This window comes from Nocardioides sp. PD653-B2, from assembly GCF_002117935.1.
Classification (GTDB): domain Bacteria; phylum Actinomycetota; class Actinomycetes; order Propionibacteriales; family Nocardioidaceae; genus Nocardioides.
Genome location: NZ_BDJE01000028.1, coordinates 64929 through 89052, shown reverse-complemented (window position 1 = coordinate 89052; position 24124 = coordinate 64929). Strand labels below are relative to the sequence as shown.

25 protein-coding genes are annotated in these 24124 nt (G+C 71.4%); 17 read left to right on the top strand and 8 right to left on the bottom strand.

The window, feature by feature from the left end:
• The first annotated feature begins 34 nt into the window (after positions 1-34).
• Entirely contained in the window at positions 35-496 is a 462-nt protein-coding gene (locus tag PD653B2_RS12880) for a GatB/YqeY domain-containing protein (RefSeq protein ID WP_085872785.1), read from the top strand.
• A 23-nt stretch (positions 497-519) separates the two neighbouring features.
• On the opposite strand, the gene PD653B2_RS12875 is transcribed toward PD653B2_RS12880, so the two are convergent.
• Positions 520-2916, bottom strand: a complete 2397-nt coding sequence (locus tag PD653B2_RS12875; RefSeq protein ID WP_085872784.1) for a penicillin-binding protein — start codon at positions 2914-2916, stop codon at positions 520-522.
• Positions 2917-3115: 199 nt separating this feature from the next.
• Between PD653B2_RS12875 and PD653B2_RS12870 the strand changes: the two genes are divergently transcribed.
• On the top strand, positions 3116-3409 hold the full coding sequence (locus PD653B2_RS12870) for a WhiB family transcriptional regulator (protein ID WP_085872783.1): 294 nt from the start codon (positions 3116-3118) through the stop codon (positions 3407-3409).
• Between the two features lie 42 nt (positions 3410-3451).
• Here PD653B2_RS12870 and PD653B2_RS12865 read toward each other — a convergent pair whose 3' ends face one another.
• Both PD653B2_RS12865 and PD653B2_RS12860 read right to left on the bottom strand, forming a co-directional pair.
• Entirely contained in the window at positions 3452-4585 is a 1134-nt protein-coding gene (locus tag PD653B2_RS12865) for an ArsA family ATPase (RefSeq protein ID WP_085872850.1), read from the bottom strand.
• Between the two features lie 89 nt (positions 4586-4674).
• Entirely contained in the window at positions 4675-5691 is a 1017-nt protein-coding gene (locus PD653B2_RS12860) for an ArsA-related P-loop ATPase (RefSeq protein WP_085872782.1), read from the bottom strand.
• 73 nt (positions 5692-5764) lie between these two features.
• Between PD653B2_RS12860 and PD653B2_RS12855 the strand changes: the two genes are divergently transcribed.
• From PD653B2_RS12855 to PD653B2_RS12840, 4 genes are read left to right on the top strand one after another with little or no spacing between them, the layout of a single operon-like run.
• On the top strand, positions 5765-6538 hold the full coding sequence (locus PD653B2_RS12855) for a CoA transferase subunit A (RefSeq protein WP_085872781.1): 774 nt from the start codon (positions 5765-5767) through the stop codon (positions 6536-6538).
• Positions 6535-7161, top strand: a complete 627-nt coding sequence (locus PD653B2_RS12850; protein ID WP_085872780.1) for a CoA transferase subunit B — start codon at positions 6535-6537, stop codon at positions 7159-7161. The genes PD653B2_RS12855 and PD653B2_RS12850 overlap by 4 nt, the downstream gene beginning before the upstream one ends.
• A 9-nt stretch (positions 7162-7170) precedes the next feature.
• Positions 7171-8202: an LLM class flavin-dependent oxidoreductase gene (locus PD653B2_RS12845; RefSeq protein WP_085872779.1), complete on the top strand. Its 1032-nt coding sequence runs from the start codon at positions 7171-7173 to the stop codon at positions 8200-8202.
• Entirely contained in the window at positions 8199-8927 is a 729-nt protein-coding gene (locus PD653B2_RS12840) for an SDR family oxidoreductase (RefSeq protein WP_207559241.1), read from the top strand. The genes PD653B2_RS12845 and PD653B2_RS12840 overlap by 4 nt, the downstream gene beginning before the upstream one ends.
• On the opposite strand, the gene PD653B2_RS12835 is transcribed toward PD653B2_RS12840, so the two are convergent.
• A complete protein-coding gene (locus PD653B2_RS12835) occupies positions 8907-10304 on the bottom strand; it encodes an MFS transporter (RefSeq protein WP_207559240.1) in 1398 nt (465 codons plus the stop codon). The two genes, PD653B2_RS12840 and PD653B2_RS12835, sit on opposite strands and share 21 nt — an antisense overlap.
• A 73-nt stretch (positions 10305-10377) precedes the next feature.
• On the opposite strand from PD653B2_RS12835, the gene PD653B2_RS12830 reads away from it, so the two are divergent.
• From PD653B2_RS12830 to PD653B2_RS12805, 7 genes are all read left to right on the top strand, one after another.
• Entirely contained in the window at positions 10378-11055 is a 678-nt protein-coding gene (locus PD653B2_RS12830; protein WP_207559239.1) for a VOC family protein, read from the top strand.
• Between the two features lie 27 nt (positions 11056-11082).
• Positions 11083-12381 (top strand): Nramp family divalent metal transporter, encoded by a 1299-nt coding sequence (locus PD653B2_RS12825; protein WP_085872777.1) that lies wholly within the window; start codon positions 11083-11085, stop codon positions 12379-12381.
• Between the two features lie 120 nt (positions 12382-12501).
• The gene (locus PD653B2_RS24955) at positions 12502-12657 is read left to right on the top strand and encodes a DUF4177 domain-containing protein (RefSeq protein ID WP_089503960.1); all 156 of its coding nucleotides are present in this window, start codon (positions 12502-12504) and stop codon (positions 12655-12657) included.
• The gene (locus PD653B2_RS12820; RefSeq protein WP_085872776.1) at positions 12654-13118 is read left to right on the top strand and encodes a RidA family protein; all 465 of its coding nucleotides are present in this window, start codon (positions 12654-12656) and stop codon (positions 13116-13118) included. The genes PD653B2_RS24955 and PD653B2_RS12820 overlap by 4 nt, the downstream gene beginning before the upstream one ends.
• Entirely contained in the window at positions 13115-13984 is an 870-nt protein-coding gene (locus PD653B2_RS12815) for an NUDIX hydrolase (RefSeq protein ID WP_207559238.1), read from the top strand. The genes PD653B2_RS12820 and PD653B2_RS12815 overlap by 4 nt, the downstream gene beginning before the upstream one ends.
• Positions 13981-14790, top strand: coding sequence for an MBL fold metallo-hydrolase (locus PD653B2_RS12810; protein WP_242665266.1), 810 nt, complete (start codon positions 13981-13983; stop codon positions 14788-14790). The genes PD653B2_RS12815 and PD653B2_RS12810 overlap by 4 nt, the downstream gene beginning before the upstream one ends.
• A 309-nt stretch (positions 14791-15099) precedes the next feature.
• Positions 15100-16035: a DUF559 domain-containing protein gene (locus PD653B2_RS12805; protein WP_165763460.1), complete on the top strand. Its 936-nt coding sequence runs from the start codon at positions 15100-15102 to the stop codon at positions 16033-16035.
• A gap of 125 nt (positions 16036-16160) precedes the next feature.
• On the opposite strand, the gene PD653B2_RS12800 is transcribed toward PD653B2_RS12805, so the two are convergent.
• Complete coding sequence (locus PD653B2_RS12800) at positions 16161-16838, bottom strand: Crp/Fnr family transcriptional regulator (protein WP_085872774.1); 678 nt, start codon at positions 16836-16838, stop codon at positions 16161-16163.
• A 213-nt stretch (positions 16839-17051) separates the two neighbouring features.
• Between PD653B2_RS12800 and nth the strand changes: the two genes are divergently transcribed.
• From nth to PD653B2_RS12780, 4 genes are read left to right on the top strand one after another with little or no spacing between them, the layout of a single operon-like run.
• Complete coding sequence (gene nth / locus PD653B2_RS12795; RefSeq protein ID WP_242665273.1) at positions 17052-17699, top strand: endonuclease III; 648 nt, start codon at positions 17052-17054, stop codon at positions 17697-17699.
• Complete coding sequence (locus PD653B2_RS12790; RefSeq protein ID WP_085872772.1) at positions 17696-18298, top strand: TlpA family protein disulfide reductase; 603 nt, start codon at positions 17696-17698, stop codon at positions 18296-18298. The genes nth and PD653B2_RS12790 overlap by 4 nt, the downstream gene beginning before the upstream one ends.
• Positions 18295-18993, top strand: a complete 699-nt coding sequence (locus PD653B2_RS12785) for an NUDIX hydrolase (protein WP_085872771.1) — start codon at positions 18295-18297, stop codon at positions 18991-18993. The genes PD653B2_RS12790 and PD653B2_RS12785 overlap by 4 nt, the downstream gene beginning before the upstream one ends.
• Positions 18994-19002: 9 nt before the next feature.
• The gene (locus PD653B2_RS12780; protein WP_085872770.1) at positions 19003-20178 is read left to right on the top strand and encodes a MarP family serine protease; all 1176 of its coding nucleotides are present in this window, start codon (positions 19003-19005) and stop codon (positions 20176-20178) included.
• A gap of 13 nt (positions 20179-20191) precedes the next feature.
• Here PD653B2_RS12780 and PD653B2_RS12775 read toward each other — a convergent pair whose 3' ends face one another.
• The 3 genes from PD653B2_RS12775 to acs all read right to left on the bottom strand — a co-directional run bounded on the left by PD653B2_RS12775 (position 20192) and on the right by acs (position 24039).
• Complete coding sequence (locus PD653B2_RS12775) at positions 20192-20599, bottom strand: phage holin family protein (protein ID WP_085872769.1); 408 nt, start codon at positions 20597-20599, stop codon at positions 20192-20194.
• 56 nt (positions 20600-20655) lie between these two features.
• Entirely contained in the window at positions 20656-21981 is a 1326-nt protein-coding gene (gene nhaA / locus PD653B2_RS12770) for a Na+/H+ antiporter NhaA (RefSeq protein WP_085872768.1), read from the bottom strand.
• Positions 21982-22056: 75 nt separating this feature from the next.
• Positions 22057-24039, bottom strand: a complete 1983-nt coding sequence (gene acs, locus PD653B2_RS12765; RefSeq protein ID WP_085872767.1) for an acetate--CoA ligase — start codon at positions 24037-24039, stop codon at positions 22057-22059.
• Between the last annotated feature and the right edge of the window lie 85 nt (positions 24040-24124).

Sequence of the window (24124 nt, the reverse complement as noted above, 5' to 3'; positions counted from 1 at the left end):
CCTCATGCGCGCACGGAGCGAAGCGAGTACGCGCATGAGTGACCTGAAGGACCGTCTGCGCGCCGACCTCACCACCGCCATCAAGGCCCGTGACGAGGTGCGCTCCTCCACCCTGCGAATGGTGCTGACCGCGATCACCAACGCGGAGGTCGCCGGCAAGGAGGCCCGCGAGCTCAGCGACGACGACATCATCGGGGTGCTCTCGAGCGAGGGGAAGAAGCGCCGCGAGGCCGCGACCGCGTTCGCGGACGGTGGCCGCCCCGAGATGGCCGCCAAGGAGACCGCCGAGGCCGCCGTGATCGCCGACTACCTGCCGGAGCAGCTCAGCGACCAGGAGATCGCCGACCTGGTGACCTCGGCCATCGCCCAGACCGGCGCGGCCGGTGAGGGCATGAAGGCGATGGGCAAGATCATGGGCATGGTGACGCCTCAGGTGAAGGGCCGCGCCGACGGGGGTGCCGTGGCCGCGGAGGTGCGCCGGCAGCTCGGTTCCTGAGCAGCGCGCGTCTCGCCGCGGGTCTAGCGGCCGCCGCCGCCGCCTCCGCCACGTCCGCCGCCGCCGCGTCCGCCACCGGTGTTCGCGGGCGGTGGCGGGGTGCCGGTCGACTCGTAGTAGGTGACCACCGAGCCCTCCGGGGCGTACGAGCCGCCTCCGGGTGAGGTGTAGGCGACGGTGCCGGCCGGGGCGGCCGAGGCGGTGGTGCCGCCGTCGAGCGCGTTGAAGCCGGCGGCCTCGAGCGTGCTCTCGGCTTCGTCGGCGCTCATGCCGGAGACACTCGGCACCAGCGTCGGGTCGCCCTCGACCGCGCTCTGGGAGGGCGGCGTGAAGTCCTCGACGTCGAGGCGGCCCTGGATCGCGTGCATGGCCTGGGCCCACATCGGGCCGGCGAAGCCGGACCCGGAGACCTCGTAGATGTAGTTGCCGTGGATGGTCTGCCCGGCCAGCTCCATCGGCCGCTGCCCGTCCTTGGTCGCACCCGCGATCATCGCGGCGGTGGCGATCTGGGGCGTGTAGCCCACGAACCACACCGACTTGCCGTCCTGGGTGGTGCCGGTCTTGCCGGCGGACGGGATCACCGCGCCGGTCGCCGGGTCGGTCAGGTTGGTGCCACCGTTCTCGTACCCGAAACCGCCGGGCTCCTGGACGCCGCGCAGCACGTCGTTGACCGCGTCCGCGGTCGCCTCGGGCAGCGCCTGCTGGCAGGACGGGTGGTACTCCTTGAGGACGTTGCCGGCGGCGTCGTCGATGGCGGTCACCGGCTGGGAGTCGCAGTGGAGACCGCGGCCGGCGAAGGTCGCGTAGGCCTCGGCCATCTCGAGCGGGCTGGCATTGGCGATGCCGAGCGTGAAGGTCGGGACCCGCTCGGCGCCGTAGCCGTGGGAGTCGCCCTTCGGGTCTGTCAGCTCGACGCCGAGCGCCTTGGCGATCTTGAAGGGCTCGCACACGCCGGTCTCGCGCTCGAGCATCGCGTAGAAGGTGTTCACCGACTCGCGGGTGCCGCGGTAGATGTCCATCGGGCCCGACGAGGTCGAGGTCGCGACCTCCCACTCGCCGGCGAAGGCCGGCTGGCCCGGGCAGTTCTCGAAGTCGGCCTGCGGGATCGTCATCGACTCCGGGGCGTTGAACACCTGGGTGAGCGGGATGTGGTCGTTGACGGCAGCGGCCAGGACGAAGGGCTTGAACGTCGAGCCGGCCTGGAAGCCGGCGGAGTCGCCGTACTTGGTGGGCACGCTGTAGTTCAGGAACGTCTCGCCGTCCGTCTCGACGCGACCCATCGGCCGGGACTGGGCGATGGCCCTCACGTAGCCCGTCCGGGGCTCGACCATCGCCATCGCGCCGACCGCCTGGTCGCCCTTGTCGACGTGGTCGCGGACCGCGTTGTCGGCGGCCGTCTGGTCGGCCATGTCGACGGTGGTGCGGATGATCAGGCCGGCGGTCTTGAGCTTCTGCTTGCGCTCCTGGCGGGTCTCGCCCAGGTCCGGCTGGTTCAGCAGCCAGCTGACGGCGTAGTCGCAGAAGAAGGGTGCGCTGGAGTAGAGGCAGCCGTTCTTGGCCGGGATGACGTGCAGCCCGAGGCCCGTCTTCTTGGTCCTGGTCGCCTTCGACCGGCCGATGACGTTCAGCTCGGCCATCCGGTCGAGCACCACGTTGCGCCGGTCGAGCGCACGGTCGGGGGAGTTCGTCGGGTCGTAGCCGGTCGGGTTCTTGACCAGCCCGGCCAGCATCGCCGACTGGCGGAGGTCGAGGTTCTTGGCGTTGACGCCGAAGTAGTGGCGGGCCGCCGACTGGACGCCGTACGTGCCGTCACCGAAGTAGGCGATGTTGAGGTAGCGCTCGAGGATCCAGTCCTTCGTGTGGTTCTGCTCGAAGGCGATCGCGTAGCGCAGCTCGCGCAGCTTGCGGGCGTAGGTGTCGTCGGTCGCCTCCGCGCGCTCGGCCTTCGTCTTGGCCTGGCTGAGCAGGGTCAGCTTGACCATCTGCTGGGTGATCGACGAGCCACCCTGGACCACGCCGTTGCTGGCCTGGTTGGTGATGAGCGCGCGCAGGGTGCCCTTGAGGTCGAGGGCGCCGTGCTCGTAGAAGCGGTAGTCCTCGATCGCGACGATCGCCTTGACCATGGTCCGCGAGATCTGGTCCAGCGAGACGTTGACCCGGTTCTCGTCGTAGAGCGTCGCGATCGTGTTGCCGTCGGCGTCGAGGATCTTGGTCTTCTGGGGCAGCGCCTCGGTCTCGAGCTCGGCCGGCAGGTTGTCCATCGTCTCGGCGACGTTGCGGGCGCCGATGCCGAGGAGGCCGGCGAACGGGATCGCCAGGCCGGCGACGACGACTCCCATGACTGCGGCGACCGTCACCATCACGACCAGATGGGAGGCCACCCGGGAGGCAGGCAGGCGGTCATCACGCGGCTCGGACATGCTCTCCAGAGTACGGGAGCGGCTGAACCCTGACCCAGTCCTAGTCATTTATGACTAGTCCGTTCGGACTATGCCGACTGGGTAGATGGTGTCTGTTCACGCTCTCATGAATTCTTTACCTTTCATCTTGAGGGGATACATCCCAGGTAGGCGTCATGGGGACGCGCACCTATCTCGGAATAGATGTGGGGACATCGTCATGTGGGTTGAAGATTGGGCGCCCGCGGCAGCATGCCGCCAGGCGCAACCGGATCAGTTGTTCGTCCGTGGGGCAGAGCAGAACAAGGCGAAGCAGCTCTGCGCCGGGTGCCCGGTGCGCACCGAGTGTCTCGCTGAGGCGCTCGACAACCAGATCGAGTGGGGTGTCTGGGGGGGCATGACGGAGCGGGAGCGCCGGGCGTTGCTGCGTCGCCGGCCGACCGCGTCCTGGCGCGCGGTGCTCGAGACGGCGCGCGAGCAGGGCTCGACCGAGACCGTGAAGGTCAGCGTCTAGCGATCTCGGCGTCGCGGTCGTCGACCACCATCGGCGGATCCGCTAGCGCGTCTCCGCCAGCAGGTCACCGACGCGGCGCAGGCCCGCGAGGTCGTGCACGTCGCCGGGCAGGGCCGGGACCACGGCCGTGGGCACCTGCGGGTGTGCCGCGGCGAACCGCTCGCGCAGGAGCGCCTCGCGCTCGACGATCCGGGTCTGGTCGGCGTGCAGCCGCAACAGGCCGGCCGTCAGCGACCCCGGACTCGCCTTGCGCAGCCGCGTCGAGGCCGCCATCGCCTCGTCCGCCGACAGCGTGCCCTGGGGCGCCGGCGCGGCCCGGTTCACGATCAGGCCGGCGAGCGGCATGTCGTCCTCACCCAGCCGCTCGACGAAGTACGCCGCCTCGCGCAGCGCGTCCGGCTCCGGCGCGGCGACCACGAGGAACGCCGTCCCGTCGGCCTGGAGCAGCTCGAACGTCTTCTGCGCCCGCTGCCGGAAGCCGCCGAAGAGGGTGTCGAACGCCGCCACGAAGGTCTGCATGTCGGTCAGCACCTGCGCCCCGAGGATCTTGTTCAACGCCCCGGTGATGATCCCGAGACCGGCCGTCATCAACCGGGCCGGACCCTTCGCGGGCGTCAGCAACAGCCGGATGAAGCGGCCGTCGAGGAAGCTCGAGAGCCGCTCCGGCGCGTCGAGGAAGTCCAGCGCCGACCGGGACGGCGGGGTGTCCACCACGATCAGGTCGTAGGTGCCGTCGCGCTGCGCGTCCGCGTGGATCTGGCCGAGCTTCTCCATCGCCATGTACTCCTGTGTGCCCGCGAAGGAGCTCGACAGCGCGATGTAGAAGGGGTTCTCCAGGATCTGCTTCGCCTTCTCCGGGGTCGCCTGGCTCTCGACCACCTCGTCGAAGGTGCGCTTCATGTCGAGCATCATCGCGTCGAGGCTGCCGCCGCGCCGGTTGCCCTTGGCGTTGGTGCGCAGCCCGACGACCGGCCGTGGGGTGTTGTCGAGCGTCTCGATCCCCATCGCCTGCGCCAGCCGGCGGGCCGGGTCGATGGTGAGCACGACGACCTTGCGGCCGCGCTCGGCGGCGCGCAGCGCGAGGGCGGCGGAGGCGGTGGTCTTGCCGACACCGCCCGAGCCGCAGCAGACGATGATGCCGGTGCTGCGGTCGTCGAGCAGTGCGTCGATGTCCATGTCCGGGGCCGGGCCGTTGCTGGTCGCGAGCGGTCCGACGCGGGTGCGGCTCCGGCTGGTGCTCCGGCCGGCGCCCAGGCTGGGGCCGCTCATGCCATGCCCTGTCGCACCAGCTCGCCGGCGAGGTCGTACAGGCCGCCCAGGTCGACGCCGCCCGGCAGTCGCGGCAGCTCGTACGACGGCACCCCCAGACCGTCCACGATCTCGCGCTGGGCGTCCTCGAGGGCGCGCCGCTCGGCGTGGTCGCGCGCCTCGGCGAGCAGGCCGTCGACCAGGTCGGCGCTGACATCCACGCCGGCCTCCTTCAGGTCGGCCTCCAGACGTCCGGCATCCAGACGCCCGGCCCGGGCCGCCTCGAGGTCGGCGGCGCCGATGTCTCGGGGGCGGACCAGGTTGACGATGACCCCGCCCACGGGCAGCTGCGCCTGGCGGAGCTCGTCGATCCCGTCGACGGTCTCCTGCACCGGCATCTCCTCGAGGACCGTGACCAGGTGGACGGCGGTCCGCGGCGACCGGAAGAGGGTCATCACGGTGTCGGCCTGGCTCTTGATCGGGCCGACCTTGGCGAGCCCGGCCAGCTCGTTATTGACGTTGAGGAACTGCGTGATCCGCCCGGTCGGCGGCGCGTCGAGCACGACCGCGTCGTACCGCATGGCGTGCTTGTTGCGGCTGTTGCGCTGCACGGCCTCGAACACCTTGCCGGTCAGCAGCACGTCGCGCACCCCGGGCGCGATGGTGGTGGCGAACTCGATCACGCCGAACCGGTCGAGCGCGCGGCCGGCGCGGCCGAGCTTGTAGTACATGGCGAGGTACTCGAGCAGCGCCGACTCCGGGTCGATGTGCAGCGCGTGCACCACGCCCGGGGGCTTGTCGTCGCGGCGCAGGCCGGTGGCGATCCGGCGCTCCTCGTACGGCAGCGGGTCGACGTCGAACATCCGGGCGATGCCCTGGCGGCCCTCGACCTCGCAGAGCAGGACGTTGCGGCCCTGCGAGGCGAGCGCCAGCGCGAGCGCGGCCGCGACGGTCGACTTGCCGGTGCCGCCCTTGCCCGTCACGACGTGCAGGCGCACCCGGGGCCAGTCGTGCTGGGCGTCGGGAGCGGACATGGTGCGAGCCTAGGCGACCGGTCGCCGGGTCCTAGGATCAACGAGACCCGAGTCACAGCGAGGAGGAGATGACGTGGACAAGGTGGTGGCCTCTGCTGCGCAGGCGGTGGCAGACATCCCGGACGGTGCGACGCTGTCGGTCGGCGGCTTCGGTCTGTGCGGCATTCCCTCGGTCCTGATCCAGGCCCTCCTCGAGGCGGGGACGACGGACCTGGAGGCGGTGTCGAACAACTGTGGTGTCGACGACTGGGGTCTGGGGCTGCTGCTGGCGCAGAAGCGGATCCGGCGGATGGTGTCGTCGTACGTGGGGGAGAACAAGGAGTTCGCGCGGCAGTACCTGGCCGGGGAGCTGGAGGTCGAGCTGACCCCGCAGGGCACGCTGGCGGAGCGGATGCGGGCAGGTGGCACGGGGATCGCGGCGTTCTTCACCGCGACCGGGGCCGGCACCCAGGTCGCCGAGGGTGGCCTGCCGTGGAGGTACGACGACGCGGGCAACGTGGTGGTGTCGTCGCCGGCCAAGCAGACCCAGACGTTCGAGACCGCGGAGGGCCCGAAGGAGTTCGTGCTCGAGCACGCGATCGTGGCGGACTTCGGGCTGGTGCGGGCCTGGAAGGGCGACCGGCACGGCAACCTCGTCTACCGGGCGTCGGCGGGCAACTTCAACAACCTGGCCGCGATGTGCGGGCGGGTCACGGTCGCGGAGGTCGAGGAGCTGGTCGAGCCCGGCGAGATCCCTCCGGCGCAGGTGCACACCCCGGGGGTGTTCGTGCACCGGGTGGTCGCCCTGACCCCGGAGCAGGCCGCGGACAAGCGGATCGAGAAGCGGACCGTGAGGGAGCGGGCATGAGCTGGTCGCGGGAGGAGATGGCCGCCCGGGCGGCCTCGGAGCTGGTCGACGGGTCGTACGTGAACCTCGGCATCGGGCTGCCGACGCTGGTGCCCAACTACGTGCCCGAGGGTGTGGAGCTGGTGCTGCAGTCGGAGAACGGAGTGCTCGGCACGGGTGCCTACCCGACCGAGGACGAGGTCGACCCGGACCTGATCAACGCCGGCAAGGAGACCGTGACGCTGCGGCCGGGAGCGTCCATCTTCGACTCGGCCACGTCGTTCGGGATGATCCGGGGCGGGAAGATCGACGCCGCGATCCTGGGTGCGATGCAGGTCAGCAAGGACGGTGACATCGCGAACTGGATGATCCCCGGCAAGATGGTCAAGGGGATGGGCGGGGCGATGGACCTCGTGAACGGCGCGAAGCGGGTCATCGTGCTGATGGAGCACGTCGCCCGGGACGGGTCGTACAAGATCGTGGACGAGTGCTCCCTTCCCTACACGGGCCGCGGCTGTGTGCAACGGATCATCACGGACCTGTGCGTGATCGACGTGACCCCCGACGGACTCCGCCTGGTCGAGCTCGCCCCGGGCGTGACCGAGGACGAGGTCCGCGAGAAGACCGAGCCCGAGCTCGTCTGAGGAGACACCGTGCCCGACCCCTCGACGCCGCTGCGCCGGCTCGGCTTCCTGACGATCGGCCTGTTCGACGGGGCCGACCCGGCCCCCGGCCACGAGTCCACGCTGGCGATCATCGAGCTCGGCGAGCAGCTGGGCTTCGACAGCGCCTGGCTGCGCCACCGGCATCTGCAGTACGGCATCTCGTCGCCGGTGGCCGTCCTCGCGGCGGCCAGCCAGCGCACCAGCCGGATCGAGCTGGGGACCGCGGTGACCCCGGTCGGCTGGGAGAACCCGCTCCGGCTCGCCGAGGACCTCGCCACGGTCGACCTGCTGTCCGGCGGCCGCCTCAACCCGGGACTCAGCGTCGGGCCGCCCATGCGGTGGGACGACGTCAAGGAGGCGCTCTACCCCGACACCGCCGACGTCGAGGACTTCTCCTACGCCCGCATCGAGCGGCTGCTGTCGTTCGTGCGAGGCGAACCCGCCTCCCCCTTCCAGGGCACCGCCGGGATCGAGGTCTTCTCCGAGCGGGTCGAGCCGCACTCGCCCGGCCTCGCGTCCCGGATCTGGTACGGCGGGGCGAGCACCCGCTCCGCGCAGTGGACCGGCGAGCAGGGGTTGAACTTCCTCACCAGCAGCGTCGTGAAGGCCGAGGAGGGCGGGCCGACGGACTTCGCCGACATCCAGCTCGGCCACGTGCGGACCTTCCGGGCCCACCACGCCGACGGCGACGCGGCCCGGGTGTCTCAGGGCCTCGTGGTCATCCCCACCGACTCCGCGACCGCCGAGCAGCGCGCCAAGTACGTGGCGTACGTCGAGTCCCGCCTACCGCGCACCGCGGAGCCGCAGGGCCCGGCCCGGATGATGTTCTCCCCGGACCTGATCGGCAGCTCCGCCCAGATCGCCGAGCAGCTGTACGCCCACGCGGCGTTCCGCGAGATCGACGAGGTGGCGTTCGCGCTGCCGTTCTCCTTCGGGCACGACGACTACGTGCAGATCCTCACCGACATCGCATCCGCCCTCGGCCCGGCGCTGGGCTGGCGACCCGCGGTGCACCCATGAGGATCGCGGTCGCCGGGGGCACCGGTCTGGTCGGCCGCCTCGTCGTCGACCGCGCACGCGAGCGCGGGCACGACGTCGTCGCGCTGGCCCGGTCGGAGGGCGTCGACCTCACGACCGGCGCCGGGCTCGTCGACCGCCTGTCCGGGGCGGACGTCGTCATCGACACGACCAACCACGCCTCCCAGAAGCGCTCGGAGGCCGAGGCCTTCTTCGGTGGCGTGACCCGCTGGCTGCTGGCCGCCGGGTCCGCTGCCGGGGTCGGGCACCACGTCGCGCTCTCGATCGTGGGCGTCGACGACGTCGACACCGGCTACTACGCCGGCAAGCGGCTGCAGGAGCGCATCCTCGCCGAGGGCGGCGTGCCGTGGTCGGTGCTGCGCGCCACCCAGTTCCATGAGTTCGCCGAGCAGGCGCTGGGCTTCGTCCGGCTCGGCCCGTTCTCGCTGGTGCCCCGGATGCTGAGCCAGCCGGTGGCCGCCCGCGAGGTCGCCGAGGCGCTGGTCGACCTCGCGGGGTCCGGCCCGGCCGGCCGGGTGCCGGACCTCGCCGGACCCGCCGTGCTGGAGATGGTCGACCTCGCCCGGCGCGTGTCGCGGGCGCGCGGTCTCGGTCGCCGCGTCGTACCGGTGCGGCTGCCGGGCGCCGCGGGCAGGCGATGCGGTCCGGTGCGCTCACCCCGACGTCGGACGGGCCGCGGGGCACGATCACCTTCGACCAGTGGCTGACGGGCTCTTGACCGTCTCGCCGCGACCGGGTGCGGTCCGCAACGCCGTGACGACACCCAGGACAGCGATCCCGGTCGCCAGCACGAAGACCGAGACGAACGGGTCGGCGCCCGCATGGTCTGCCAGACCGAAGACGATGCCCGAGAGCGACAGCGCCAGTGCACCGCCGAGCGAGTCGGAGATGGAGAGGGCCGACGAGTTGAAGCCACGGTCGGCGTCGCTGGACGCGGCGAGCATGGCCACGCTGGTGCGCGGGAAGCCGAAGCCCATCCCGGCGCCGGCGACGACGTACGCCGCGACCGCGAGCACCGGCGACACGTCGCCGGCCACGACGACGGTGAGAACGGCCGTGCCGACGAGCACGAGGGTGGCGCCCCACCGCATCGCGACGACGTCGGAGACCCGCGCGCCGAGCCGGGACTGCGCCTGGCTGGCGCCCGCCCACACGAGGCCGACGGCGGTCAGGGCGAGCCCGGCCGTGCCGGGGGTGAGGTCCCAGTGGTCCTGCAGCACGAAGACGATGTAGGCCTCGGCGCAGAAGAACGAGGCGCTCAGGAGTCCCCGCGTGCCGATCACCGCGGGGAGGCCCCGCCGGGCGAGCAACGCACCCGCGGGCAGCATCCGCCGCAGCGAGAGGAAGACGACCCCCAGCGCCAGGATCGCGAGCAGGCCGACGGCACCGCGGTGCGACCCCACGAGCTCGAGGACCAGGACGGCGGTGGCTCCGACGACGGCCCAGGCGAGGCGCGAGCGGGACGCCTCACCCTGGCCGCCGCGAGCCTCGACGCCGCGCAGCGCCGGCAGGATGAGCAGCGTGGCCGCCCCGACGAGCACCACGACGCCGAGGAAGACCCAGCGCCACCCGAGCGCGTGCGCCACGAACGCCGCGAGGGCGGGCCCGAAGAGCGACGGCAGCACCCACGCGGCCGCGAAGCTCGCGAAGACGGCCGGCTGCAGGAGTGGGGGGAACACCAGGCCGACGACGACGTACAGGCAGACCGTCAGCGCGCCGGCGCCGAGCCCCTGGAGCAGTCGGCCGGCGACCAGCACCTCCATCGAGGGTGCCGTGCCGCAGACGACCAGCCCGACCGCGAACACCACCAGCGCCACGGCGAGCGGTGCCACCGGGCCGTGCCGGTCGCTCCGGGCTCCGGCGGCCACCATCCCGACCACGCCGCTGGCGAGCGGTGCGGCGAAGGAGAGCGCGTAGAGCCCGACGCCGTCGAGCTTCTCGGCGACCGTCGGCATCACGGTCGTGACCGCCGTGGCCTCGAACGCCGTGAACGCGACCAGCGCGAACATGCCGATGGTGGTCGCGGCGTACGTCGGTGACAGCAGGCGTGGTCGCGCCTGCGGAGTCGGGGCGGTGATCGTCACTGGCCGACCGTAGGACTTCAACCTCGGTTGAGGTCAATCGACCAGGTCACACGGGGTGGGCGATGATGTGCGGGTGAGCACTACGATCGCCCGTTTCAAGGACCTCAGCATCGACGCCGTCGACCCGGCAACACTCGGTCCCTTCTGGGCCGCGGCGCTCGGCCTCGAGCTCCGGCAGCGGGACGAGGGCCTGGTGCAGCTCAGCGGTCCGACCCCGCAGTCGACGGTGTGGCTGGCTCGGGTCCCCGAGCCCGTGACCGTCAAGCAACGGGTGCACCTCGACGTCCACGTGGCCGACGTCGACGACGTGCTCGATCTCGGCGCGACGCCGCTCGACGTCGACACGTTCCGGTGGAAGGTCCTCCGCGACCCGGAGGGTGGCGAGCTGTGCGCCTTCCCGCGCGACGAGGTCCCTGCTCGCCGCCTGTACGAGGTGGTGGTCGACTGCGCCGACCCCGCGCTGCTCGCGCAGTGGTGGGCGGGAGTGCTGGGCGGACGCTGGGAGTACGACGCGGAGCACGGCTGGGCGGGCGTCGAGGAGATCCCGGGAGCGCCGTTCGACTACCTGGTCTTCGTGCCGGTCGCCGAGCCGAAGACCGTCAAGAACCGCATCCACTGGGACGTCGACGTCTCCGACCTCGGTCTGCTCACCGACCACGGAGCCGCCGTGGTCCGCCCGCAGGACGACGAGATCCGGTGGACGGTCCTGGCCGACCCGGAGGGCAACGAGTTCTGCGCGTTCGTCGACTGAGGCGCCCGCATGTGATGGTGTGGCGCGATGAGCGCCGACGCTACCGCCGTGGAAGCCGAACGACCTCCGAGATGGAAGGTGGTCGGTCCCGGGCTGGTGGTCGCCGCGACCGGCGTCGGCGCGGCCGACCTGGTCGCGACGCTCGTCGCGGGCGCGAAGTCCGGCTACACCCTCCTCTGGGTCGCCGTGCTCGGCGCGGTCATCAAGGTGGTCCTGGTCGAGGGAGCCGGTCGCTACTCGCTCGCGACCGGCCGCACGATCTTCGAGGGTTGGCGCAGCCTCGGCCGGTGGACGACGTGGTACTTCGCGCCCTACATCGTGGTCTGGGGGCTCGTGTACGGCGCCACCGCGATGTCGTCGTCCGCGCTCCCGATTGTGGCCCTGTTCCCGGACCTGTCGCTGCGCTGGACCGCGATCGTGATCGGGCTGGTCGGGCTGCTGCTGGTGTGGTTCGGCAGCTACACGTCCTTCGAGAAGGTGATGGCCGCCCTGGTCGGCGTCATGTTCGTGGCGGTGTCGGTGGCCGCCGTGCGCGCGACCCCGAACCTCGGCGAGATCGTCCTCGGCCTGCGGCCGATCTTCCCCGACGACTCGGTGGTCAACGTCCTCGCGATCGCCGGCGGCGTCGGCGGCACGATCACGCTCGCGGCGTACGGCTACTGGCTGCGCGAGAAGGGCTGGGCCGCACCGACGTTCATGAAGGTGATGCGGATCGACAACGCCGTCGCCTACACGGTGACCGGTGTCTTCGTCGTCGCGATGCTCATCATCGGCGCCGAGCTCTACTACTCGGCCGGCATCGCCGCCGAGACCGGCGACCAGGCGCTGGTGCAGCTCTCGGACGTGCTCGACGACCGGTACGGCGAGGTCTTCGGCACGCTCTTCCTCGTCGGCTTCTTCGCGGCGTCGTTCTCGTCGCTGATCGGCGTGTGGAGCGGCGTCAGCCTGATGTTCGCCGACTACGTGGGCAACCTGCGCGACCTGCCGGCGGGCCACCCGGACACGCGCACCGGCGGCAGGTACTTCCGCGCCTACATGCTGTGGCTGACCTTCCCGCCGATGCTGCTCCTGCTGCTCGACGAGCCCGTGGGGCTGATTCTCGCCTACGGCACGCTCGGTGCGCTGTTCATGCCGTTCCTCGCGATCACGCTGCTGGTGCTGCTGAACAGGCGGCGCGAGGGCGCGCTGCCCCACTCGGACGTGCCGCCCGAGTGGCGCAACGGCTGGGTCTCCAACGGGCTGATGCTGCTGTGCGCGCTGCTGTTCGCGGCGCTCGCCGTCAACGAGCTCAAGAAGGTGCTGGGGCCGTACGTGCCCTTCTGGTGACCCCGGTCGGTCCGGCAGCAGTGCGGACAGCAGCCCCGCGACGCCGGCGACCGGGACGACCAGGGCCCGCGCGTCCGTCCGCGGGTGGCCCCGGCGTACGCCGCGAGTAGGGTGCGAGCCATGACCAAGTGGGAGTACCTGACCGCGCCGATCCTGACGCACGCAGCCAAGCAGATCCTCGACAACTTCGGGGCCGACGGGTGGGAGCTGGTGCAGGTCGCACCCGGCATGAACCCGGAGAACCTCGTGGGCTACTTCAAGCGGCCGCTGGCATGAGTATCCCCGAGGACCGGCTCGCCGAGCTCGGGCTGGCGGTGCCCGAGGTGGCCAAGCCGGTGGCGGCCTACGTGCCGGCCGTGCAGTCCGGCGACCACGTGTTCACGTCGGGCCAGCTCCCGATGCGGGGCGGCGAGCTGATGGTGACCGGCAAGGTCGGCGGCGAGGTCAGCCCGGAGGAGGCGACCGAGTGCGCGCAGCAGTGCGCGCTCAACGCGATCGCCGCGGTGAAGTCCGTGGTGGGCGACCTCGACAGGGTCGTCCAGGTCGTGAAGGTGGTCGCGTTCATCGCCTCCACGCCCGACTTCACCGGCCAGCCGCAGGTCGCCAACGGGGCCTCCGAGCTGCTCGGCAAGGTCTTCGGCGACGCGGGCATCCACGCGCGCTCGGCCGTCGGCGTACCCGTGCTGCCGCTCGACTCCCCGGTCGAGGTGGAGCTGATCGTCCGGGTGGCCGGGTGAGGATCCCGCTCCCGCCGGTGCCGCTGCCCGCGGACCTGGTCGCGGTCGCGCGCGAGTACGACGACGGCACGCGCACGCCGGTCGAGCCGCGCAACGCGGCGACGGTGATCCTGATGCGCCCCTCGCCCGAGGGACCCGAGGTGTACTACATGCGCCGTCAGGTCTCGATGGACTTCGCCGGCGGGATGTGCGTCTTCCCGGGCGGCGCGGTCGACCGGCGCGACTTCGACACGGCCGTCGCCTGGGCCGGCCCGTCCCCCGCGGAGTGGGCGGCCCGCCTGGGCTGCGACGAGGAGACCGCGCGGGCCCTGGTCTGCGCCGCCGTGCGCGAGACGTACGAGGAGTCCGGAGTCCTGCTGGCCGGTGCGTCGGACACGTCCGTCGTCGCGGACACGACGGGCGACGACTGGGAGGCCGACCGGATCGCTCTGGAGTCGCGCGAGCTGTCGATGACCGACTTCCTCAACAACCGCGGGCTGGTGCTGCGCACCGACCTGCTCGGCGTCTGGGACGCCTGGCTGACGCCGATCTTCGAGCCGAAGCGCTACCGCACCTGGTTCTTCGTGGCCTCGCTGCCCGAGGGCCAGCGCACCCGCGACGTCTCCTCGGAGTCGTCGTCGGTCACCTGGCTGCCGGCCCGGGTCGCGGCCGAGCAGGCCGACGCTGGCGAGCTCGCGCTGATGCCCCCGACGTACCTCACCTCCCTGGAGGTCGGCACCCACGCCACGCCGGACGAGGTCCTCGTGGTCGCCGCCTCGCGGTCCGTCGAGATGTTCACCCCCGCGGTCGAGCCGCTCGGCGAGGAGTGGACCCTCTCCATGCCCGACCGGCTCCGGCCGCTGGTGGCGTCGCGGCGTCGCGCGTGAACGGCTGGGAGGGCGGGACCTTCGGCGCGCGCGGTCGCTGCCTGCTCGCCCCGAACCCCGGGATGATGACGCTCGACGGCACCAACACCTGGATCCTGCGCGAACCCGGTGCGTCGCGGTCGGTCGTGGTCGACCCCGGCCCGGTCGAGGACGGTCACCTCGACCCGCTGACGTCGGAGTCCGGCGACGTCGGGCTGGTGCTGCTCACCCACCACCACTTCGACCACTCCGAGGTCGCGGCCGAGTTCGCCGCACGGAAGGGCTGCGCCGTGCGGGCGCTCGACCCGGCGTACTGCGTCGACGGCGATCCGCTGGTCGACGGTGAGGAGCTCGACGTCGACGGGCTGTCCGTCCGTGTCGTGACGACCCCCGGCCACACCGCCGACTCGATCTCCCTGGTGCTGCCGGGCGACGGGGCGCTGCTGACCGGCGACATGGTGCTCGGGCGGGGCACGACGGTCGTCGCCCACCCCGACGGCCAGCTCGGTCCCTACTTCGACTCGATCGAGAGGATGCGCTCGCTCGTCCTCGGCGGCGAGGTGCGCACCCTGTGGCCGGCGCACGGGCCGGTCCTCGACGACGCGCTCGGCGTCCTCGACTTCTACGTGTCCCACCGCCGCGAGCGGCTCGCCCAGGTCGAGGCCGCACTCCGCGAGCTGGACGTGCCCCTCACACCGGAGTCGGCCGAGGACGAGTCCCTGCCGCGTCGGGTGGTCGAGGTCGTCTACGCCGACGTCGACGAGTCGCTGTGGGTGCCTGCCGAGCTGTCGGTGCGGGCGCAGTTGAAGTACCTCGCCGCGCGCTGACGCTGCCCGTCCCTTGCCTGCGTCGTCGGCTCCCGCCTGTCCCTAACGGCGCAATTGCGCTGTTCTGACACTGGGAGTGCCGCGAACTCGTCCGTAACAGCGCAATTGCGCCGTTCTGACACCCCGAGTGCCTCGGACCCGTCCCCAACAGCGCAATTGCGCCGTTCTGACACCGGGAGTGCCTCGGACCCATCCCTAACAGCGCAATTGCGCTACGTGCGCCGGGCCGGCGTGACCGGGACCCACCGCCGCGATCGGCCCCTGTGGATGACGAAACGCACGCGCGTGCGATTCGGGCACCTTGGTGGCGTGAACGCAGAGACAGCGAGGGAACCGGCTCAGGACCGATCGCTGCCCTTCACCCGCGCAACCCTTGCCGCGGCTGGGCAGCCCGTCACGGTTCTACGAGGCGCAGGATTCGTCCAGGTCATGCGATCGGTCTGGGCACGTGTCGACAGTCTCGACGCCGACACTCGCATCCGGGCTGCGCTGCTCATCCATCCTGAGGGAGCGATCGCCAGCCACTACAGCGCTGCCCGGATCCACCGGTTGCCGGTTCCTGACCACTTCTTCGAACACGTCACGGTGTTTCGCGCCCAGGACCGGCGGCACCGGCCCGAGCTGAAGAGTCATGTCACCATCCGGCCGCGTCGTGTCCAGGAGGTGCGGGGCATCCCCGTTCTCGATCCGGTGTCCACCTTCATCCAGCTGGCGGGATCGCTCTCTCTCGTCGACATGGTGGTGCTCGGTGACGCCATCGTTCGCCGGTTCAACATGGCGCCGAAGCGGCTGCTTCGCCTCTGTCGACGAAGTGGCGACTACTACGCCGGTCGGGCTGCCCTGGCCGCTGAGCATGTACGGCGCGGAGTCGACTCCCCGATGGAGAGCCGGCTCCGCATGCTCATCGTGCTGGCGGGCCTGCCCGAGCCCAGCACGAATGTGCGGCTGGTCAACGAGGACGGCTCGTGGCACCGACGGTTCGACCTCTGCTATCCCGGCATCAAGCTGATCGTCGAGTACGACGGTCGGCAGCATGCGGATGACCGGGCGCAGTGGAAACGCGACCTCGACCGCCGCGAGGAGTTCGACGACGAGGGCTATCGAATCCTGGTGGTGACTGCCGAGGGCATCTACGCGCAACCCCAGCGGACTCTCGAGCGGGTCCGTCGGCAGTTGATCCTGCGCGGCTGGCCGAACGTCCCCGCCCTCGATGACGCCTGGAAGGACCACTTCCGCGTCGCCTGAGCCCGGGGGTGCCCCCTCGGCCTTGCCCGGTCACCAACAGCGCATTTGCGCTGTTGTGCACCCGCGGGGGTCCGATTTCGCGTCGTAACCGCGCAATTGCGCTGTTACGGTCGCCAGCCTCCGGCTCAGCGCGCCCGACGACCCAGACGCTCGGGGTCCATGATCACGACGGAGCGCGGCTCGAGGCGCAGCCAGCCCCGCGACGCGAAGTCGGCGAGCGCCTTGTTGACGGTCTCGCGGGAGGCGCCGACCAGCTGGGCGAGCTCCTCCTGGGTGAGGTCGTGGTGGACGTGCACGCCGTCGTCGGCGGTGCGGCCGAAGCGGTCGGCGAGGTCGAGGAGCGCCTTGGCGACGCGGCCGGGGACGTCGGAGAACACCAGGTCGGCGACGACGTCGTTGGCCTTGCGCAGGCGACCGGCGAGCTGGGCGAGCAGGCCACGGGCGACGACCGGGCGGCCCTCGAGCCAGCGCAGCAGGTCCTCGTGGGAGAGCGACGCGAACGTCGCGTCGGTGACGGCCGTGACGGTCGCCGAGCGCGGGCCGGGGTCGAAGAGCGAGAGCTCGCCGAACATCTGGCCGGGGCCGAGGATCGCGAGCAGGTTCTCGCGGCCGTCGGAGGACGTGCGGCCGAGCTTCACCTTGCCGTCGAGCACGACGTAGAGCTTGTCGCCGGAGTCGCCCTCGTGGAACAGCACGTCGCCGCGTCGCAGCTTCGACTCGGCCATCGAGCCGCGCAGCGCGGTAGCAGCCTCGTCGTCCAGCGCGCTGAACAGCGGAGCCTGACGCAGTACGTCGTTGTCCACGGATCCTCCTCGTGAGATGGCCCCGCAGCACACGGGTTCCGCGCTGATCCTAACCAGTGGGAAAGGTCACAGGAACCACCGCCGTCCGGATTCGGGGCTCCGTCGCCTGCCGACCTCACCTCGGAGCGTGTCGGGGCCTCGCCGTACGCTGGGCCCGTGCCCGCCGTCGAGACCCACACCGGCTTGGTCCGGCGTGCCCGCAAGATCGACCGGATGCTCGGCGAGACCTACCCCGACGCGCGCTGCGAGCTCGACTTCGCCAACCCGTTCGAGCTGCTCGTCGTGACCGTGCTGTCCGCCCAGACGACCGACCGGCGGGTCAACGCCGTCCGACCCACCCTCTTCGCGGCCTACCCCGACGCCAAGGCGATGGCGGCCGCCGACCGGGCGACGTTGGAGGGGATCATCGGTCCGCTCGGTTTCTTCCGGGCCAAGACGGAGTCGCTCCTCAAGCTGAGCGCCGCGCTGGTCGATGAGCACGACGGCCAGGTCCCGCCCCGCCTCGACGACCTGGTGAAGCTCCCGGGCGTGGGCCGCAAGACCGCCAACGTCGTCCTCGGCAACGCCTTCGGCATCCCCGGCATCACCGTCGACACCCACTTCGGCCGGCTCGCCCGGCGCTTCCGGTGGACCGACGAGACCGACCCGGTCAAGGTCGAGCACGCCGTCGGCGCCCTGTTCGAGAAGCGCGACTGGACCATGCTCAGCCACCACCTCATCTGGCACGGCCGGCGCCGGTGCCACGCGCGCAACCCGGCCTGCGGGGCCTGCCCGATCGCCAAGCTCTGCCCGTCGTACGGCGAGGGTCCGACCGACCCTGAGGCCGCCGCGAAGCTGGTGAAGACCGAGGGCCGCGCATGAGGCGGGTGCTCCCGGCCGCCCTGGTCGCGGCCGTGCTGCTGCTGGGCGGGTGCACCTCCGACGACACGCTCCCGGGTGAGGCGAAGATCGATGTCGACACCCCCCGGCTCGTGGAGATGAAGAAGGACGCCGGGGTCGCCGACTGCGCGCCGGGCGACGCGGCCCCGGTGGACGGCGGACTGCCCGCGGTCACGCTGCCCTGCTTCGGCGGCGGGCCGAGCGTCGACCTGTCGTCGCTGCGCGGCCCGCTCGTCATCAACCTCTTCGCCGCCACCTGCGGCCCGTGCCGCAAGGAGATGCCGGTCCTCCAGCAGTTCCACGAGAGGTACGGCGACCAGGTCGGTGTGCTCGGCGTCGACTACATGGACGTGCAGACCGAGCCCGCGATGCAGCTCGTGAAGCGGTCCGGGGTGACCTACCCGCTGCTGGCCGACCCGCAGTCCGACCTCCAGGGCGCGGCGCCGTTCCCGAACCTCATCGGCCTCCCGCTCTTCGCGTTCGTCGCCGCCGACGGCACGGTCCAGCTCGCGTCCGGCGGCGTCGACTCCCTCGACGAGCTGGTCGAGCTGGCCAACGACCACCTCGGGACCGACCTGTGATCCCCGAGTGGCTGGTGCCCGTCAAGGAGGGGGCCGAGGCGATCTCGGCCGACCAGCTGACCCGCTTCACGCCGCCCCCGGGCGGTGACGCCCGGGAGGGCGCCGTGCTGATGCTGTTCGGCGACGGCCCGGACGGCGGCGAGCTGCTCCTCACCGAGCGCGCCCACGACATGCGGTCCCACCCGGGTCAGGTCTCCTTCCCCGGTGGCTCGGTCGACCCCGGCGAGACCGCGGTCGAGGCAGCGCTCCGTGAGGCGCAGGAGGAGGTCGGGCTCGACCCCGCCTCCGTCGAGGTCTTCGGCCGGCTGCCGGAGCTGTGGCTGCCGCCGAGCAACTTCGCGGTGACGCCGATCCTCGGCTGGTGGCGCGAGCCGGGCGAGGTCTCCGTGGTCAGCGCGGCCGAGGTGCACGCCATCCACCACGCCCCGATCGCCGAGCTGCTCGACCCGGCGCACCGGATCCAGGTCCGGCACCCGCGGATCGGCTACGAGAGCCCGGGCTTCCTGATCGGACCCGACAAGGACGTCATCCTGTGGGGCTTCACCGGGGGGATCATCGCCCGGCTCTTCGACTTCCTCGGCTGGACGCGCCCGTGGGATCAGTCCCGCGTGCGCGACCTTCCGTCGTACATGCTGCAGGCTGACCCCCGACGGTCCGAGTCGCGGACCGACCTGCTCGACATCGAAGACCGCTGAGGAGCGCCGGTGAACCTGCTCGACTGGCTGCTGGTCGTGCTCGTGCTGGCGTATGCCCTCTCGGGTTACTGGCAGGGCTTCATCACCGGTGCCTTCGCGACCGGAGGGCTGCTGCTCGGCGGTCTGTTCGGGGTGTGGCTGGCGCCGGTCGCGCTGGGTGACGCCAACCCGTCGCTCATGGTCTCGCTCGGTGCGCTCTTCATCGTGATCCTCGCCGCATCACTGGGCCAGGCGCTCTTCCAGTTCGCCGGTGCCCGGCTCCGCGACAAGGTCACCTGGCAGCCGGCGCGGGCGATCGACGCCATCGGGGGCGCCCTCCTCAGCGCCTTCGCGGTGCTCCTGGTCGCCTGGGCCCTGGGGGTGGCGATCTCCGGCAGCCGGATCGGCGGGGTCACCCCGCTGGTGCGCAGCTCCGCGGTCCTGGCCCACGTCGACGAGGTGCTCCCGCAGTCGGCGGGCAGCGCCCTGAAGGCGTTCAACGACGTCGTCGGCACCAGCTTCTTCCCCCGCTACCTCGAGCCGTTCGCGCCCGAGCGCATCGTCGACGTCGGCCCCGGCCCCCAGCGGCTGCTGACCGATCCCGACGTCGAGCGGGCCGCCGACAGCGTCCTGAAGGTCCGCGGCACCAACAGCTGCGGTCGGGGGGTCGAGGGCTCCGGGTTCCTCTACGCCCCCAACCGGCTGATGACCAACGCCCACGTGGTCGCCGGGGTCGCGGACCCCGAGGTGCTGTCCGGCGACGACTCCGTCCCCGCCCAGGTCGTCTACTACAACCCCGACATCGACATCGCGGTGCTCGCCCTCGACAGCGGCGACGCCCCCGTCCTCGAGCTCGACCGGACGGCCGAGCCGCGAGACGGTGTCGCGATCCTCGGCTATCCCCAGGACGGTCCCTACCACGTCGAGCCCGGGCGGATCCGGGCCGAGCAGCGGCTGCGCTCACCCAACATCTACGGCGACGGGGCCGTCATCCGCGAGGTCTACTCCCTGCGCGGACGGATCCTGCCGGGCAACTCCGGTGGGCCGATCGTGTCGTCGGCCGGCGACGTGGTCGGCGTGGTCTTCGCCGCGTCGGTCACCGACCACGACACCGGCTACGCGCTGACCGCGTCGCAGGTCTCCGCGAGCGCGGCGGCCGGGACGACGACCTCGAGCGAGGTGTCCACGGGCGACTGCGCCGGCTAGGGCGCAAGCCGTCTCAGCTCGACTGACCCTTGAGCGCCTTGGGGATCTCGCGGCCCTGCTCGATCGCCCGCTCCGGCGCGCGCACCTGCTTGACCTTCCTGATGCCGACGAAGACCAGCAGGCCGGCCAGGACCAGGTAGAAGCCGAAGACGATGAGGAACGCCCAGTGCAGGGCGAGGCCGTGGCCGTTCCAGTTGATGAAGTAGGCGATCGCGACCGAGAGCATGATCACGGCGAGCACGACCAGGAAGCCGGCGCCGGCGAAGAGCCCGATGCCGATGCCGCCCGCTGTGACGCTGACCTTCAGCTCGGACTTGGCGAGCTGGATCTCCTTCTGGATCAGGGTCGAGATGTCACGGCTGGCGTCGTGGACCAGGCGGCCGATGGTGGGATCGGTGTCGCGGACCGGTTCGGGTGCCATGCGTCTCGTTCTCTCTCTGGTGGTGGGTGGTGCTCGGTGCCGACCCTACAGAACTGTCAGCCGTCGCTGTCGCCACGCTGGTAGACGTCGGGTACCCCGTCCGCGTCCGCGTCACGCTCCTCCAGCTCGCAGATCCGGCGATAGACGCGGTTGCGGCCGCGCAGGACCACCGTGGCGAGCACGGTGGCGGCCAACGAGCCCACCAGCACGCCGACCTTCACGTGGTCGTCCCGGGCGCTGCCGGGGCCGAAGGCCAGCTCGCCGATCAGGAGCGACACCGTGAACCCGACGCCCGCGAGCATCGCCATGCCGACCACGTCGACCCAGGTCAGGTCGTCATCGAGGTCGGCTCGGGTGAAGGTGGCGAGCAGCCAGGTGCAGCCGGCGATCCCGACCGTCTTGCCGACGACCAGGCCGCAGACGATGCCGAGGGCGACCGGGTCGGTGAGCGCGTCCGCGAGCCCGTCGAGGCCCCCGACGGTCACACCGGCGGCGAAGAACGCGAAGACGGGTACGGCGAACCCCGCGGAGACCGGCCGGAGCAGGTGCTCGAGGCGCTCGGCGTACCCGGTGCCGGCCGCGCCGTCGGCCCGTCGTACGGGCACCGTGAACGCGAGCAGCACGCCCGCCACCGTGGCGTGCACCCCGGACTGGTGGACGAGCGCCCAGGCGGCGAGCGCGAGCGGGACGAGCACCCACGGCGACCGGACCCGGCGCTGGACGAGCACCGCGAACCCGACGATCGGGAGCGCCGCCAGCGCCAGGAACGGCAGGTCGAGATCGTCGGTGTAGAAGATCGCGATGATCGTGATGGCGAGCAGGTCGTCGACCACCGCCAAGGTGAGCAGGAACGTGCGCAGGCCGGTGGGCAGGTGCGTGCTGATCACCGCCAGGATCGCCACGGCGAACGCGATGTCGGTCGCCGTCGGGATCGCCCACCCGGAGAGGTCGCCGTCGGCACCGAGGTTCCAGGCGACGTAGATCAGGGCCGGCGCCGCCATCCCGCCGACCGCGGCGACGACCGGGAGCGCGGCGCGACGGGGGTCGCGCAGGTCACCGGCGACGAACTCCCGCTTGAGCTCGAGCCCGGCGACGAAGAAGAAGACCGCGAGCAGCCCGTCGGCGGCCCAGCTGCCGAGGGTCAGGTCGAGGTGCAGGGCCTCCGGCCCGACCCGCAGGTCGACCAGCGACTCGTACGCCTCCGACCACGGCGTGTTGGCCCAGACGATCGCGACCAGCGCGCCGGCGATGAGCAGCAGGCCGCCGGTCGTCTCCGCGCGCAGGACCTCCCCGACCCGCGAGGCCTCCGGCCAGGTCCCGCGCGAGAAGAGCCGCGACCGCGGGCCGGGCGAGGTCGAGCCGGGCGGGGGAGCGGAAGTCATGGCAGTCCTCAGGGGTCGTCGACGTCGTTGCCGACCAGACTTCCCGGCGCACCTGGGGCCAGCCTAGTGGCCCGGCTACTCGTCCGAGCCCGAGGCGTCCTCCTTGCCCTTGATCAGGTCCATCACCGTGGAGTCGGCGAGCGTGGTCACGTCGCCGACCTCGCGGTGCTCGGCGACGTCGCGCAGCAGCCGGCGCATGATCTTGCCGGAGCGGGTCTTGGGGAGCTCGGGGACGATCATGATCTGGCGCGGCTTGGCGATCGCGCCGATCTCCTTGCGCACGTGGTTGCGCAGCTCCTCGACGATGTCCTCGCCACCGTCACCGGCCTCGTCGCGCAGGATCACGAACGCACAGACCGCCTGGCCGGTGTCCTCGTCCTGGGCCCCGACGACCGCGGCCTCGGCGACCTTGGGGTGCGACACCAGCGCGGACTCGATCTCAGTGGTCGAGAGCCGGTGTCCCGAGACGTTCATGACGTCGTCGACCCGGCCGAGGATCCACAGGTCGCCGTCGCTGTCCTTCTTCGCGCCGTCGCCGGCGAAGTAGAAGCCCTGCTCGGCGTAGCGGGACCAGTAGGTGTCGCGGAACCGGTCGTCGTCGCCCCAGATGGTGCGCAGCATGGCGGGCCACGGCTCGGTGAGCACGAGGTAGCCGCCCGAGCCGTTCGGCACGGACACGCCCTCCTCGGTGACGACGTCGGCCGCGACGCCGGGGATCGGGATCATCGCCGAGCCGGGCTTGCCGTGCGTGACGCCCGGGAGCGGGCTGATCATGATCATGCCGGTCTCGGTCTGCCACCAGGTGTCGACGACGGGCGTGCGGTCGCCGCCGATGACGTGGCGGTACCAGACGTAGGCCTCCGGGTTGATCGGCTCACCGACCGAGCCGAGGATCCGCAGCGACGACATGTCGAACCGGTCCGGGATCTCGCGGCCCTGCTTCATGAACGAGCGGATCGCGGTGGGCGCGGTGTAGAAGATCGTGACCTTGTAGTCCTCGATGATCTTCCACCAGCGGCCGCGCTCGGGGCTGTCCGGGACACCCTCGTACATGACCTGGGTCGCCCCGTTCGCGAGCGGGCCGTAGACCATGTAGGAGTGGCCGGTCACCCAGCCGATGTCGGCCGAGCACCAGTAGACGTCGGTGTCGGCCTTGAGGTCGAAGACCGCCCAGTGCGTGTACGACGTGCCGACCAGGTAGCCGCCCGTCGTGTGCAGGATGCCCTTGGGCTTGCCGGTCGTGCCGGAGGTGTACATGACGTAGAGCGGGTGCTCGGAGTCGAAGAACTCGCACGCGTGCTCGCTCGACGCGTTGCCGACCGCGTCGTGCCACCAGACGTCGACGTCGTCGTCCCAGTCCACGTCCTGGCCGGTGCGCCGGACGACCAGCACCTTCTCCACCACGTCGGTCTTGGTGCGGGCCTCGTCGACCGCCGGCTTGAGCGCGGACGCCGCACCACGGCGGTAACCGCCGTCGGAGGTGATGACCACCTTGGCCTGACAGTCGTCGAGCCTCGACGCGAGCGCGTCGGCCGAGAAGCCGCCGAAGACCACCGTGTGGGGGGCGCCGATCCGGGCGCAGGCCAGCATCGCGACCACGGCCTCCGGGATCATCGGCAGGTAGATCGCGACCCGGTCGCCGGTCTGCACGCCGAGCTCGGTCAACGCGTTCGCTGCCTTGCTGACCTCGTCCTTCAGCTGGGCGTAGGTGATGTCGCGACTGTCGGCGTTCCCGTCGGCGTCCACGGGCTCGCCGACCCAGTGCAGCGCGACCTTGTCGCCCCGGCCGGCCTCGACGTGCCGGTCCACGCAGTTGTACGACGCGTTCAGCCGGCCGCCGACGAACCACTTCGCGAACGGTGGGTCGTCCCAGTCGAGCACCCGCTCCCACTTCTGGTCCCAGTCGAGCCGCTCGGCCTGCTCGGCCCAGAAGGCCTCGCGGTCGGCCGCGGCCCGGTCGTAGGCCTCGGCCTTGAGGTTCGCGTTCTCGGCGATCTCAGCAGGCGGCTCGAAGCGGCGGTCCTCCTTGAGGAGGTTCGACAGGGTCTCTTCGGTCACGATCTCTCCTGGTTCGGTGAGGTGGCTCTCGCCACAGTAGCCACGGAGGCCGGAAGACGCACCGGGCGGCCACCCCGTGGTGGTC